Origin of the sequence: Aidingimonas halophila, from assembly GCF_900106955.1 — a bacterium.
Classification (GTDB): Bacteria; Pseudomonadota; Gammaproteobacteria; order Pseudomonadales; family Halomonadaceae; genus Aidingimonas; species Aidingimonas halophila.
This window is the reverse complement of sequence record NZ_FNNI01000002.1, coordinates 487,056-500,912: the sequence shown is the minus strand read 5'-3', so window position 1 is coordinate 500,912 and position 13,857 is coordinate 487,056. Positions and strand designations below refer to the sequence as shown.

Annotated in this window: 12 protein-coding genes; 9 read left to right on the top strand and 3 right to left on the bottom strand. The window is 58.0% G+C overall.

Features of this window, described 5'->3' with window-relative positions:
* Positions 1–10 precede the first annotated feature (10 nt).
* The 5 genes from BLW01_RS05655 (at position 11) to BLW01_RS05635 (ending at position 5,332) form a co-directional block, all read left to right on the top strand.
* Positions 11–1,201 (top strand): class I SAM-dependent rRNA methyltransferase, encoded by a 1,191-nt coding sequence (locus BLW01_RS05655; RefSeq protein WP_092568504.1) that lies wholly within the window; start codon positions 11–13, stop codon positions 1,199–1,201.
* A 10-nt stretch (positions 1,202–1,211) separates the two neighbouring features.
* Positions 1,212–1,532, top strand: coding sequence for a putative signal transducing protein (locus BLW01_RS05650; RefSeq protein ID WP_092568503.1), 321 nt, complete (start codon positions 1,212–1,214; stop codon positions 1,530–1,532).
* A gap of 197 nt (positions 1,533–1,729) precedes the next feature.
* Entirely contained in the window at positions 1,730–2,845 is a 1,116-nt protein-coding gene (gene ald, locus BLW01_RS05645; protein WP_092568502.1) for an alanine dehydrogenase, read from the top strand.
* Positions 2,846–2,950: 105 nt separating this feature from the next.
* Entirely contained in the window at positions 2,951–3,964 is a 1,014-nt protein-coding gene (locus BLW01_RS05640; RefSeq protein WP_175529778.1) for a tryptophan--tRNA ligase, read from the top strand.
* A gap of 165 nt (positions 3,965–4,129) precedes the next feature.
* Positions 4,130–5,332: a YeeE/YedE family protein gene (locus BLW01_RS05635; RefSeq protein ID WP_092568500.1), complete on the top strand. Its 1,203-nt coding sequence runs from the start codon at positions 4,130–4,132 to the stop codon at positions 5,330–5,332.
* A gap of 74 nt (positions 5,333–5,406) precedes the next feature.
* Here BLW01_RS05635 and BLW01_RS05630 read toward each other — a convergent pair whose 3' ends face one another.
* Positions 5,407–6,528: a histone deacetylase family protein gene (locus BLW01_RS05630; RefSeq protein WP_342341868.1), complete on the bottom strand. Its 1,122-nt coding sequence runs from the start codon at positions 6,526–6,528 to the stop codon at positions 5,407–5,409.
* 56 nt (positions 6,529–6,584) lie between these two features.
* On the opposite strand from BLW01_RS05630, the gene BLW01_RS05625 reads away from it, so the two are divergent.
* Complete coding sequence (locus tag BLW01_RS05625) at positions 6,585–8,264, top strand: NAD-dependent malic enzyme (RefSeq protein ID WP_092568499.1); 1,680 nt, start codon at positions 6,585–6,587, stop codon at positions 8,262–8,264.
* A 131-nt stretch (positions 8,265–8,395) separates the two neighbouring features.
* Here BLW01_RS05625 and acnA read toward each other — a convergent pair whose 3' ends face one another.
* Positions 8,396–11,155, bottom strand: a complete 2,760-nt coding sequence (gene acnA, locus BLW01_RS05620) for an aconitate hydratase AcnA (RefSeq protein ID WP_092568595.1) — start codon at positions 11,153–11,155, stop codon at positions 8,396–8,398.
* 218 nt (positions 11,156–11,373) lie between these two features.
* Between acnA and BLW01_RS05615 the strand changes: the two genes are divergently transcribed.
* The 3 genes from BLW01_RS05615 (at position 11,374) to trxB (ending at position 13,445) form a co-directional block, all read left to right on the top strand.
* Positions 11,374–11,580: a zinc ribbon domain-containing protein gene (locus BLW01_RS05615; RefSeq protein ID WP_092568498.1), complete on the top strand. Its 207-nt coding sequence runs from the start codon at positions 11,374–11,376 to the stop codon at positions 11,578–11,580.
* 172 nt (positions 11,581–11,752) lie between these two features.
* A complete protein-coding gene (locus BLW01_RS05610; RefSeq protein ID WP_092568497.1) occupies positions 11,753–12,355 on the top strand; it encodes a peroxiredoxin in 603 nt (200 codons plus the stop codon).
* A 139-nt stretch (positions 12,356–12,494) separates the two neighbouring features.
* A complete protein-coding gene (trxB, locus tag BLW01_RS05605; RefSeq protein ID WP_092568496.1) occupies positions 12,495–13,445 on the top strand; it encodes a thioredoxin-disulfide reductase in 951 nt (316 codons plus the stop codon).
* 97 nt (positions 13,446–13,542) lie between these two features.
* On the opposite strand, the gene BLW01_RS05600 is transcribed toward trxB, so the two are convergent.
* Positions 13,543–13,827, bottom strand: coding sequence for a SlyX family protein (locus tag BLW01_RS05600; RefSeq protein ID WP_092568594.1), 285 nt, complete (start codon positions 13,825–13,827; stop codon positions 13,543–13,545).
* Positions 13,828–13,857: the final 30 nt, after the last annotated feature.

The window sequence follows — 13,857 nt, the reverse complement described above, 5'->3', positions numbered from 1 at the left end:
GGAGTGTGTCGTGACTCAACGTCTGCGCCTGAAGAAAAATGCCGATCGCCGTCTCAAATCGGGCCACCTGTGGCTGTACTCCAACGAAGTGGATACCCAGGTCACACCTCTCAAGGAGTTCGAGCCGGGTGCCCAGGCTGTGATAGAGGCCGCTAATGGCAAGGCCATGGGCGTCGCTTATGTCAATCCGCACTCCCTGATCTGCGCCCGTATCGTGTCCCGTGACCCCAATGTTCGTCTCGATCGGTCACTGCTGGTGCATCGTTTCAAGCAGGCGCTCGGATTGCGGGAGCGGCTCTTCGCGCGACCTTTCTATCGATTGGTGCACGGTGAAGGCGATCTGCTGCCCGGATTGGTCATCGATCGTTTCGACGACATTCTGGTCGTGCAGCTGAATACGCTGGGCATGGAACGGCTTGGTGAAGAAGTGATCGCGGCACTCGACAAGGTATTGTCGCCTCGGGCCATTGTTTTCAAGAACGACACCTCTGGACGTCGCCAGGAGCAACTCGGCCATCAGGTATCCGTGGCCAAGGGGGAGCTACCCGACCAAGTGCTTCTCGAGGAAAATGGGGTGCGTTTCGTGGCACCCGTGCTGGAGGGGCAGAAAACTGGTTGGTTTTTTGACCATCGTGCCAACCGCGCCTGGCTCAATGAGTTGGTGGTCGGCAAGCGAGTGTTGGATGTCTTCAGCTATACCGGAGGTTGGGGGGTCCAGGCTGCGGCACATGGCGCCAGTGAGGTCGTCTGTATCGACAGTTCCACCGGCGCCCTCGACATGGTGGCGGAAAACGCGGCGCTGAACGGCCAGCAGGAGCGGGTAACCATTGCCGAGGGGGATGCCTTCGAGGCATTGGCGGCCCTCAAGGCCGAGGGCGAACAGTTTGATGTCGTCGTGCTCGATCCGCCGGCATTCATCAAGAAGCGCAAGGACATTCCCAATGGAGAGCGGGCATACTCGCGCCTCAACCGGGAAGCCATGCGCTTGCTGGGTCGCGATGGATTGCTGGTGTCCGCATCGTGCTCCATGCATCTGTCCCCCGAACGATTGATCGAATGCGTGCGCGGTGCGGTACGGCATCAGGATCGGCATGGTCAATTGATCTTTCAAGGGCACCAGGGGCCGGATCATCCGGTTCACCCGGCCATTCCCGAAACGGCTTACTTGAAAGCCCTTGGCGTCCGTGTATTCCGGGATTAGGGATGTGGTCATGGCGGATCGAATACGCGTTTTCGCCCATTCGAATACACTGCTGGTCAGCCATGTTTGCAACTTGCTGAACGCTACCGGTATTCCTGCCGAACTCGGTAACATGACGCTTGGTGGAGGTGCCGGTGAGCTACCGCTCGGTGAGTGCGAACCGGAAGTCCGGGTTGCTTCCCATAATGCCGAACGTGCTGCTGAGTTGATACAAGAGACGCTCAACGAACGTCATGTCACCGCCACGACCTGGACCTGTGAACATTGTGGTGAATCGCTGGAGGGCGTGTTCACCAGATGTTGGCGTTGCGGAACGCTCCGGAGCGATTGATATCTCCGTTACGCTGGCGTGTGTGGTCAGCAAAATATCACGTTTGCTGCCTTCCTGGTGAAACATTTTCTCGTCAAGCCCGCGGTTTTTGATATATCAAATTGATTTTTCTGACAAATTTATCCTTTTTGCTCTCCTGTGCTGTAATGGAATAGTCATTCCCTCATCGCCGTCATACCGTGTTGTCAGGAGGAGCTATGAAGATTGCCGTTCCGAAGGAAATCAAGAATCATGAATATCGGGTGGCACTCACCCCCACTGGCGTGCGCGAGTTGGTAGGGCGGGGCCATCAGGTCACTATCCAAACCGGGGCGGGTGAAGGCGCCGGGTTCCCTGACACCCAGTATCAAACGGCCGGTGCTCTCATCGAATCCGATGTCGCCAGTCTGTGGGATGGTGCCGAGTTGATCGTCAAGGTCAAGGAGCCTCAGCCCGAGGAAGTGGAGCGGTTGCGGGCCGATCAGACACTGTTCACCTATCTGCACCTGGCCGCAGAAGAGGAGTTGACGCGAGGCCTGATGGCGACCGGGGCGACCTGCATTGCTTATGAAACGATCACGGCGCCGGAAGGGGGATTGCCTCTATTGTCTCCCATGAGTGCGGTTGCTGGACGCATGGCGGTACAGGCCGGCGCGCATAGCCTGGAAAAGGCCCAGGGCGGTAGCGGTGTATTGCTGCCCGGTGTCCCGGGGGTGGCGCCTGCCAGGGTGACAGTGATCGGCGGAGGCGTCGTCGGCGAGAACGCGGCCCGGATGGCGCTGGGACTGGGAGCCGACGTGACTGTACTCGATAAGTCGCTGCCACGCCTGGACACCCTGGACGATCGCTATCAGGGGCGCATGAAAACGGTCTTTTCCACTGCCGACACTCTGGATGAAGCGGTCCGCGAGTCCGACCTCATCATTGGTGCCGTATTGGTACCCGGTGCGGCGGCGCCCAAACTGATCACGCGAGCCATGCTGGCCGACATGACGCCGGGAAGCGTACTGGTCGATGTCGCCATCGATCAGGGCGGTTGTTTCGAGACCAGCAAACCGACGACTCACGCCGAGCCGGCCTATGTCGTCGATGGGGTGGTTCACTACTGTGTGGCGAACATGCCTGGTGCGGTGGCGAGAACCTCGACGCAGGCATTGACCAATGCCACCATGCCTTTCGTGATGGCTCTGGCGGATAAAGGGTGGAAAAGTGCGCTTGCGGAGGATCCGCATTTCCTGTCGGGGCTGAACGTGCAAGGCGGCAGGATCACCTACCGTGCTGTTGCCGAGGCATTCGGACTGGAGAGTGTCGATCCGGCCAGGGTGGTGGCTTGAACAGACAATAGCCGATACCGATGTCGTGGCTGTCCCGTTCGCCTTGAGCGGGACAGCACGGTAAACTGGCGGGATCGCAACATCAGATCGGGCTAGTGCATCTCCATGACAAAGACACGTGTTCTCACCGGTATCACCACCACCGGAACGCCGCATCTCGGAAACTATGTCGGGGCCATCAAGCCCGCGATCGAGGCCAGCCAGGATGAGAGCGTTCAGTCCTTCTATTTCCTTGCCGACCTGCACGCCTTGATCAAGTGCCAGGATCCTCGTCGCGTGCAACAGTCGCGTCTGGAGATCGCCGCGACCTGGCTGGCGCTAGGCCTGGATACTGACAACGCCATCTTCTATCGCCAGTCGGACATTCCGGAAATCCCTGAATTGACCTGGCTACTCTCCTGTGTGTGTGCCAAGGGGTTGATGAATCGTGCGCATGCCTACAAGGCCGCCGTGGCGGAAAACGAGGAGGCCGGCAATCAGGACCCTGACCGGGGCATTACGATGGGGCTTTTCAGCTATCCGGTGCTGATGGCCGCCGATATCCTAATGTTCAACGCCAATCGGGTTCCCGTAGGGCGAGACCAGATCCAGCATATCGAAATGGCGCGTGATATCGCCGGACGATTCAACCACCTCTATCACGGTGAGCACTTCACGTTGCCGGAAGCAGTGGTGGATGAGAAGGTCGAGGTATTGAACGGGCTCGATGGTCGCAAGATGTCCAAGAGCTACAACAATACGATCCCGCTGTTCGTATCCGAGAAAAAACTGCTCAAGCTGGTGCGCAAGATCAAGACCAATTCGCTGGAGCCCGGCGAGCCGAAAGATCCCGATAGTTGCACGCTGTTCCAGATCTACGCCGCCTTCGCCTCAGCAGAAGAGACCGAGGTCATGCGCCAAGAGTACGAAGACGGTATCGGCTGGGGGGAAGCCAAGAACCGGGTCTTCGAGTATCTCAATGCTCATCTTCGCGAACCGCGTGAACGTTATCAGGCGCTCATGGAAGACCCCGGGCATATCGAGTCCGTCCTGAAGAAGGGGGCGGATCGTGCCCGTGCCGAAGCGGCTCCGGTGATGGACCGATTGCGTGAGGCAGCGGGGTTGGGACGCTTCGTATAGGTACAACGTTTATTGAGGAGCCGACCGCAAGGCGGGTTCTTGATATCTGATATGCAAATAAGGAATTAGTGCCATCGTTTTTATGAATTTCACTTTTCCTGAGTGAAACACTAAGCTATTGCATTATTAACAGGCAAACGGTTTGGGTGTGCCTCAGGAGGTGAAATGAGTGAATTGGCATTGACCCCACGGCGTCCGGCCCCGACGACCTGGGTGGCAGGTGCACTTCTGCTGGTCGGCGTTATCGTGATCGGTAGCGCGTTTGGGGTCCGGCTCGGTGCCTTGATGTTGGTCGGCGGGGCTCTGGGGATGGCGCTCTATCATGCGGCTTTCGGATTTACCGCTGCCTGGCGCGTGTTCATCACTGAGCGTCGGGGGCGTGGTCTGCGTGCCCAGATGGTCATGCTGGCGATCAGTGTCCTGCTGTTTTTCCCGGCGCTGGGCGCGGGCACGCTATTTGGTCAGGAGGTGAGCGGGTTCGTGGCTCCGATCGGTATATCGGTCGTCGTTGGTGCCTTTCTTTTTGGGCTGGGCATGCAACTGGGCGGTGGCTGTGCCTCGGGTACCCTGTTCACTGTCGGAGGTGGCAATGCGCGTATGCTGATTACACTGGTGTTCTTTATCATCGGTTCCTTGATCGGTACGGCGCATTTTTCTTGGTGGACGAGTTTACCGGCCTTCCAGCCCACGTCTCTGGTCAGCGAGTTTGGGGCCGGAGGCGGCATCGCCGTCAGCCTGGCCTTGTTCGCCGCTATTGCGGCATTGACCGTTATCCTGGAAAAGCGGCGTCATGGACGAATGGAAGCGGCTCCGCAGGTCGAGTCGCCTCAGCGGCGCTGGTTGACTGGGCCTTGGCCGATACTGGTCGGCGCGGTGGCATTGGCATTGCTCAACTTTGCGACACTGGCCCTGGCTGGCCGTCCATGGGGGATTACGTCGGCCTTTGCCCTCTGGGGGGCCAAAGGTTTTGAGTGGCTGGGCGGTGATGTCAGCCAATGGGGTTATTGGCAATCGGCCGGTAATGCAGCGGCTCTGGATGCCAGTGTGTGGAGTGATATCACCACGGTCATGAACGTTGGCATCATTCTAGGGGCGTTGGTGGCGGCATCTCTGGCAGGCAAGTTCGCCCCCAATTTCCGTATCCCACTGCGTTCGGTGACGGCGGCTATCATTGGTGGTCTCTTGTTGGGGTACGGTGCACGCTTGGCTTTCGGCTGCAATATCGGTGCCTATTTCAGCGGTATCGCTTCCGGCAGTCTGCATGGTTGGGTTTGGCTGGTTGCAGCCTTTGCCGGCAATATGCTGGGAGTCAAACTGCGGCCGTTGTTCTTTTCAGGTGATGCCAGGCCGGCAGCCAGGAGCTGCTGACGTTCTGCCGTGACAGCGTCAGTATTCGTGAAGATCGCCCCGGCGCCGAATGGTCGGCCCGGGGAGATCGTCGTTCATGCCGACAACAAAGACGAGAAAAAGGCATGCGCGTTAGTTTCCAACGAGGCGATGTCGTATCCCCCTTCTTGCACGACCAGGGTTGGCAAATGGGTTGCTGCGATACGATGGCCGAGACGTTCGAAACCTTCTGTTGTCACCCCCACCCTGGACTGCGGATCGGCATGGTAGATGTCGAAGCCGAGTGTCAGGATCAGGATATCGGGGGCAAAGAGTTGGATGGCTCGCTCTGCCGTATCCAGCCGCTCGAAGAAGTGGGTTTCGGAAGCGCCATGAGGCATGGGTAGATTGATGTTGTAACCATGGCCACTGCCTTCCCCCCGTTCGTCCTCGAAACCGCACACAGCGGGATAGAAGTCGGTGGTATCTCCATGGATGGAGACATAGAGGACATCATCACGCGAGTAGAAGATGTCTTGAATGCCTTGGCCATGGTGCATATCGGTATCGAGAATAGCGACACGCGCCCCCGAGGCGGTAAGTCGCTGAGCGGCAATGGCGGCATTGTTCAGATAGCAGAAGCCGCCGGCCGCATCGGCACGGGCATGATGACCGGGAGGGCGGCAGAGCGCGTAAGCAAGTCGCTCCTGCTGGGACAGGGCATCAGCGCCGGCAATGGCGCTCTGCGCCGAAGCGTAGGCAGCATGCCAGGTGGCTTCCCCGATAGGTGCGCTGCCATCGGCGATATAGCGGCCGGCCTCGGCCAATATGCCCCGCAATGCATTGGGTTCGCGCACGAAGACATTGGAGATGACCTCGTCACCCCAATCCTCCGGCCAACGTCGATGTGCGCTCTCCAGGAATTGCAGATAGGGTAGTGTGTGGACTCGAGCGAGCGGCCCCGGCCCTTGATCCGCAGGCGTTTCCGGCGTCAGGCCCAGCGTTTCCAGCGCCGCCAGCAACGGGGCGAGCCGGGCAGGAACCTCCTGGGGGGCGCGTAGCTGACCGCGAGAGAAGTAGAGTTGTGGGTGATGTCGTGCCTGATCCCCGTGATAGAAGACGCGCATGGTATCCCCCGGACGATATTGGCGTGATGGATAAGGTCGCCTGCAGCAGAGGCGCTTGATATCCGCGATGGGAGCCGAGGCAGTCTCCTCCATGATAAACTGAGCCATCATGGATATGCCATCGAGCGCTTCAGGCGTTCGGAACCACCCACAGCATGAGATGTGTCATGAAAGAGTCTGCCAAGCGACCGCTGTATATTCCCTATGCCGGCCCATCATTACTGGAAATGCCGCTGCTCAACAAGGGAAGTGCCTTTACTCTACAGGAACGCATGGCATTCAACCTGATCGGGTTGCTGCCGCAAAATGTCGAAACCATCGAAGAACAGGCCGAGCGCGCCTATAGGCAATATCGTCAATGTCAGAGCGACCTCGATCGTCATATCTATCTGCGTGCGATCCAGGATGACAACGAGACACTGTTCTTCCGGCTACTGGAGTCGCATCTCGAGGAGATGCTGCCGATCATCTACACCCCGACGGTCGGGGAGGCGTGTGAGGAATTCTCCAATATCTACCGTAATCATCGGGGGCTTTTCATTTCCTACCCCGATCGTGACCACATGGATGAGATCCTGCGCAGCGCGACCAAGGATAACGTCAAGGTCATCGTAGTCACCGACGGTGAGCGCATCCTGGGGTTGGGCGACCAAGGTATCGGCGGGATGGGCATTCCCATTGGCAAACTGTCGCTCTACACCGCCTGTGGAGGAATCAGCCCAGCCTATACTCTGCCGATCATGCTCGATGTCGGCACCAACAACCAAGCGTTGCTGGATGATCCGATGTACATGGGGTGGCGGCATGAGCGTGTCTCCCAGGAAGAGTACGACGCCTTCATGGCGGAGTTCATCGCGGCAGTGAAGCGCCGCTGGCCGAATGTGTTGCTGCAATTCGAGGATTTCGCCCAGACCAATGCCATGCCGCTTCTGGAGCGCTACCGCGATGATCTTTGCTGCTTCAACGATGACATTCAGGGGACCGCGGCTGTGTGTGTAGGGACCCTCTTGGCGGCATGCAAGGCCAAGCGAGAAAAGGTCAGCGACCAGCGCATCGTCTTCGTCGGAGCCGGCTCCGCCGGTTGCGGGATCGCCGAACAGATCGTCGTGGCAATGCAGGAAGAGGGACTGAGTGAAGCACAAGCCCGGGCGCGTATTTTCATGGTTGATCGGCATGGCCTGCTGACCACCGACATGGATGGGCTCTATGACTTTCAGGCCAGGTTGGCACATGATTCCAACGTCCTGGATGGAAACGGCGACCGTGGTCTGCTCGATGTCGTGACGCAGGTGCAACCGACCGTATTGGTGGGGGTATCCGGACAGCGCGGTCTGTTCACACAGGATGTGATAGAAACCATGCACACCGCTTGCCAGCATCCGGTAGTCATGCCGCTCTCAAACCCGACCTCACGCGTCGAAGCAACGCCGGATGAGATACTGGCATGGACCGAAGGCCAGGCACTGGTGGCAACGGGCAGCCCCTTCAAACCCGTGGAACTGAGGGGCGAAACCTATCCGATCGCTCAGTGCAACAACGCGTATATTTTCCCGGGGATCGGTCTGGGGGTCGTAGCGACACGTGCCTCGCGTGTGACTGATAGGATGTTGATGGCGGCGTCCAATGCCTTGGCCAAGTCAGCTCCCATGGTTCAGCACGGTGAAGGGGCTCTCCTGCCGGCATTGTCCGATATTCGTGACATCAGCAAATCCATTGCCTTTGATGTCGCCAAACAGGCGCAGGAAGACGGGGTGGCGTTGCGAAGTGAGGATCAGACGCTTCGGGAATCCATCGAACGCAACTTCTGGTTCCCGCGCTATCGTGAGTATCGTCGTCGCGCTTTCTAGCATGAGAGGAAACATGCATTACAGATGATCCGCGCCTCTTCTCGGGAGGGCAATGCGGTGCTTTGCCGAACAACGCCCCATCGGGTCAACCCGATGGGGCGTTGTGTTGGTTTGGCTTTTGAAACAGCGGATTAGGCTGAGCCGATCATCTTGCGCAGGACATAATGGAGGATGCCGCCATGACGGTAGTACTCCAACTCATTGGCAGTGTCGATGCGGCACAAGGCCTCGATTTTCTTCTCGCCCTTGTCGCTGGCGATAGTGACGTTGACCCGGCCGCCAGGTGTCAACGCGGTCAGTCCGTCGATAGATATCGTCTCGTCACCGGTGATGCCCAGCGTTTCACGGTTCTCTCCATTGGGAAACTGCAGCGGTACCACACCCATCCCGATCAGGTTGGAACGATGAATGCGCTCGTAGGATTCGGCCAGTACCGCTCGCACACCAAGCAGTCGGGTCCCCTTGGCGGCCCAGTCACGTGAGGAGCCGGTACCGTACTCCTTCCCGGCAATGATGACCAACGGTGTATTTTCCTCCTGGTACTTCATGGCGGCATCGTAGATGGCCATCTGTTCGCCGCTCGGTACATGACGCGTAAAGCCACCCTCGACGCCATCCAGCATCTCGTTCTTGATACGGACGTTGGCGAAGGTGCCGCGCATCATGACTTCATGGTTGCCGCGCCGTGAGCCGTAGGAATTGAAATCCACCGGTTTGACGCCGCGTTCCTGCAAGTAGCGTCCTGCCGGGCTGTCGGGTTTGATGGCGCCAGCCGGAGAGATGTGGTCGGTTGTCACTGAATCCCCGAACATGGCCAATATGCGGGCACCATGTACATCCTCCACCGGTGCGGGAGTCCTACCCATACCCTCGAAGAAAGGGGGGTGCTGAATGTAGGTGGACTGATCAGACCATTGGTAGACTTCACTTTGTGGTACGTCGATGGATTGCCAGACGTCATCGCCGTCGAAGACTTCGGCGTATTCCTTGCGGAACATGTTGGTATTGACCTTTTCGACGGCCTCAGCGATTTCCGCCTGTGATGGCCAGATATCCTGAAGGTAGACCGGCTTGCCGTCGGAGCCGATGCCCAAAGGCTCCTGGGTGAGGTCGAGACGGACGTTGCCGGCCAGGGCGTAGGCAACCACCAGGGGCGGTGAAGCCAGCCAGTTGGTCTTGGTCAAGGGGTGGACGCGGCCTTCGAAGTTACGGTTGCCGGATAACACCGAGGCCACCGTCAGGTCACCTTGCTCGATGGCTTTCTCGATGGGTTCCAGTAATGGGCCTGAATTGCCGATACAGGTCGTGCAACCGTAGCCCACCAGATTGAAGCCCAGGGCATCCAGATCATCCTGCACGCCACCAGCGGCCAGGTAGTCCGTGACCACTTTGGAGCCGGGAGCCAGCGAGGTCTTGACCCAAGGCTTGGTCCCGAGCCCTTTGTTGCGTGCATTCCGGGCGAGCAGACCGGCCGCCATCATGACACTGGGGTTGGAGGTGTTGGTGCATGACGTGATGGCGGCAATGACGACAGCGCCATGGTTGAGTTTGAACGCCTCCCCATTCAGGTCGACGTCCTGGCTGTCGGTTCCTGTAAAGTCGAGGCCCTCATAACTCTTTTCGACACCGACGGCGGTTTGTCCTCCTTCCGATAACCATTTGCCTTTCTCGGTCGACGAGAGGTCCTTGTTGTCGCCGTTCAACAAGGTTTCGAAGGTGCGCTTCATGTCGGACAGGGCAACGCGGTCCTGTGGCCGCTTGGGACCGGCGAGGCTGGCTTCGACATCTCCCATGTCCAATTGAAGTGTGTCGCTGAAAATCGGCTCGGCGCCCGGCTCACGCCATAGTCCCTGATCCTTGCAATAGGCCTCGACCAGTGCCACCTGATCGTCATCGCGCCCTGTCAGGCGCAAGTACTTCAGTGTCTCGTCATCGACCGGGAAGAAACCGCAGGTGGCACCGTATTCCGGCGACATGTTGGCGATCGTGGCGCGGTCGGCAACCGGCAGGTCCTGAAGGCCATCGCCATAGAACTCGACGAACTTGCCGACGACACCGCGTTCACGCAGCATTTGCGTTACGGTCAGCACCAGGTCGGTGGCGGTAATGCCTTCACGCAGTTTTCCGGTCAGCTTGAAGCCGACCACTTCGGGAATCAGCATCGAGACCGGTTGGCCCAGCATGGCTGCTTCGGCTTCGATGCCACCGACGCCCCAACCGAGTACGCCCAATCCATTGATCATGGTGGTGTGGGAGTCGGTTCCGACCAGGGTGTCAGGGAAGGCGAAGGTCTTGCCGTCGACCTCCTTGGTCCACACTGTCTTGCCCAGATACTCGAGGTTGACCTGGTGACAGATCCCGGTACCGGGAGGGACAACCCGGAAATTGTCGAATGCATCCTGCCCCCAGCGCAGGAACTCGTAACGCTCACGGTTACGTTCCATCTCGATGGCAACGTTGTCGCGAAACGCCGAGGGATTGCCGAACTTGTCGACCATCACCGAATGGTCAATGACCAGATCGACTGGTGACAATGGATTGATACGCGACGGGTCTTCCCCGAGCTTGGCGACAGCCGCACGCATGGATGCCAGGTCCACCACGCCGGGCACACCAGTGAAGTCCTGCATCAATACCCTGGCTGGGCGATAACCGATCTCGCGCGTGGACTTCGCCTCCTTTTGCCAGTCGACCAACGCCTGCAGGTCGTCATTGGAGACACTGGCATCGTCGGCAAAGCGAAGCTGGTTCTCGAGTAGCACCTTGAGAGTGACAGGGAGTCTGGAGATATCTCCGAATGCCTGCGCTGCCTTTGGCAGGCTGTAGTAGTGATAGGTGTGCCGACCGACATCGAGTGTCGATAGCATATCGGGCGTGGTAGGGGTGTTCATGGTCTCCTCCTCATCGAAGAGCGAAATGTCATGCGACATCCACTTATCGTGACATGGTTATGTTATCGTCTGTTTTCAAGCCTAGCATGCTGGGCAAGTATTCCTCTCAATGTCAGTGAATGAACTTTCCGTGGTGGGTATCCGGACAACTTGAAATTATCGGCGGTGGCCCCCACGTGGGGGGGTAGCGGAAGTCGAGGCGTCAATGGGATATCGTCGTGCACGAAGAGATGCTCAATACGTGGGCGGTAACCTGCCCCTACTGCAACACGGACTTCCAATTGCTGGTCGATGCCAGCCAGGGAAGTCACGCGACGTGGGAAGACTGTCCGCGCTGCTGTTCGCCGATACAGGTCCATGTCGTCGTCACGCAATATGGAGATTTGGAGAATGTGGTTCTCGGGCGCGACGACGATGTCTTCTGAATATCGGATATCATGGATGATGTCAGGTATGTCAGAAAATCGGGTCGGGCATTGATGATATAGGTAATGCCTATACGGGTCATTGCCTGGACCAATTGTTATTTCTGGTGTTTAGACTTTAGTCTATTCAGAGTTTTGAATCGATGATTTCCATAATTAAAGGAGACGTTGCATGAGTGTACTGGTTGGACGCCAAGCCCCTGATTTTGAAGCACCGGCTGTTCTGGGCAATGGTGAGATCGTGGAGAATTTCAAACTGTCAGACAGCCACGGAAAACTGCGTGTCCTGTTCTTCTGGCCGTTGGACTTCACGTTCGTCTGCCCGTCCGAGATCATTGCCCATGACAATCGCCTGGAGCAATTCAAGGAGCTCGGTGTCGAGGTGATCGGTGCCTCCATCGACTCGCAGTTCACTCACCATGCATGGCGCAAGACCTCCCCCGAGAAGGGTGGTATCGGTGAAGTCGGCTTCCCTATCGTGGCGGACGTCAAGCATGAAGTGACTCAGGCCTATGGCATCGAGCATCCGGAAGCCGGTGTCGCCATGCGCGCCTCTTTCTTGATTGACGAGAATGGCGTGATCCAGCATCAGACGGTCAACAATCTGCCGCTGGGCCGCAATGTCGATGAGATGCTGCGCATGGTCAAGGCCCTCAAGCACCACCAGAAGCATGGCGAAGTCTGCCCGGCTGGTTGGGATGAAGGCAAAGAAGGCATGAAGGATACCGCCGAAGGGGTTGCCAAGTACCTCGGGGCCCACTCCGAGGCGCTGTAAACCAGCATGATCGGTTATGAGGCGGCCCTGAGGGCCGCCTCTTTCGTTTCGCCTCCCGTTCGCCGCGAGTGGTGATACAATGCGGGAGTCGTCTATTATCGGTCGAGTCACCCGCTTGTTTTTGTTATGAGGTTTCCCCATGAGTGATGCACGCCACGAACGTTTGATCATCCTCGGCTCCGGTCCGGCAGGTTATACCGCCGCTGTCTATGCGGCTCGTGCCAACCTCAAGCCGTTGTTGATCACCGGTATGCAAGCCGGTGGTCAACTGACCACCACGACCGATGTCGACAACTGGCCGGGTGACGATGTGGGTGTTCAGGGCCCCGAGTTGATGGAGCGCATGCGCAAGCATGCTGAGCGGTTCGAGACCGAAGTGCTCTTTGATCACATCAACGAAGTCGAGTTGCGACAGCGGCCATTCACATTGAAAGGGGACAGTGGCACCTATACCTGCGATGCACTGATCATTGCGACCGGAGCCAGTGCTCGCTACCTTGGCCTACCTTCCGAGCAAGCATTCATGGGGCAAGGTGTATCGGCCTGTGCGACCTGTGATGGCTTCTTCTATCGCAACCAGGAAGTGGTCGTCGTCGGTGGCGGCAACACGGCTGTTGAAGAAGCACTATACCTGTCGAATATCGCGTCAAAAGTGACACTCGTGCACCGCCGTGACTCGCTGCGTGCCGAGAAGATCCTTCAGGATAAGCTGTTCGATAAAGTTGCGAACGGTAATATGGCCATTGAATGGAATCATGTGCTTGATGAAGTGCTGGGCGACAATAGCGGTGTAACCGGCGTTCGCATCAAGTCAACGGTCGACGGCACTACTCAGGAACTGAAGGTACCCGGGGTCTTCATCGCCATTGGGCACTCGCCAAACACCAGCATCTTCGAGGGCCAGCTGGACATGAATGGAGGGTATATCAAGGTCAAGTCGGGGCTGGAAGGTAATGCCACCGCGACCAGCGTGCCGGGAGTCTTCGCCTCTGGTGATGTCATGGACCATGTTTACCGCCAAGCCGTCACTTCGGCTGGCAGTGGTTGCATGGCAGCTCTGGATGCAGAGCGGTATCTCGACGAAACGTAACGCCATCGGCGCGCTATCGAATGTCAAGCGGCCAGACCTGCCGTCGACCTGAACGTGGATCGATGACAGGGTGCTGGTGTGTATGGCCCTCCCACATTCAATAATGTGGGGGTCTTTCATCCTCAGGGCGGGGCTCGGTAGCGGACGTATCGCCGTTCTGAAGTGCGTGATGATGCTGGCGTAAGCGTTCCTGCATGGCCCCACTGAGAGTTTCCAATGCTGCCAGACGCTTTTCCTGACCAGCCAGCGCTCGGTCGAGTTCGTCCAACCAATGTTCCTGGTAAGCGAGCCGGCTTTCCACGGCTTCGAGTCTTGTTTCTAGCGAGGCGAGCGAGTCCGCTATTGGCGTGTTAGAATCGTTTCGTCGCGTATCATCGTTCATCGCGGCACCTTCATTGTCTGGATCAGTGGC

Coding starts and splice junctions, on each gene's coding strand:
- BLW01_RS05610 (WP_092568497.1), top strand. CDS start 11,753: ATGAGTGTACTGGTTGGACGCCAAGCCCCTGATTTTGAAGCACCGGCT.
- trxB (WP_092568496.1), top strand. CDS start 12,495: ATGAGTGATGCACGCCACGAACGTTTGATCATCCTCGGCTCCGGTCCG.
- BLW01_RS05625 (WP_092568499.1), top strand. CDS start 6,585: ATGAAAGAGTCTGCCAAGCGACCGCTGTATATTCCCTATGCCGGCCCA.
- BLW01_RS05630 (WP_342341868.1), bottom strand. CDS start 6,528: ATGATGGCTCAGTTTATCATGGAGGAGACTGCCTCGGCTCCCATCGCG.
- BLW01_RS05650 (WP_092568503.1), top strand. CDS start 1,212: ATGGCGGATCGAATACGCGTTTTCGCCCATTCGAATACACTGCTGGTC.
- BLW01_RS05600 (WP_092568594.1), bottom strand. CDS start 13,827: ATGAACGATGATACGCGACGAAACGATTCTAACACGCCAATAGCGGAC.
- BLW01_RS05635 (WP_092568500.1), top strand. CDS start 4,130: ATGAGTGAATTGGCATTGACCCCACGGCGTCCGGCCCCGACGACCTGG.
- ald (WP_092568502.1), top strand. CDS start 1,730: ATGAAGATTGCCGTTCCGAAGGAAATCAAGAATCATGAATATCGGGTG.
- BLW01_RS05640 (WP_175529778.1), top strand. CDS start 2,951: ATGACAAAGACACGTGTTCTCACCGGTATCACCACCACCGGAACGCCG.
- acnA (WP_092568595.1), bottom strand. CDS start 11,155: ATGAACACCCCTACCACGCCCGATATGCTATCGACACTCGATGTCGGT.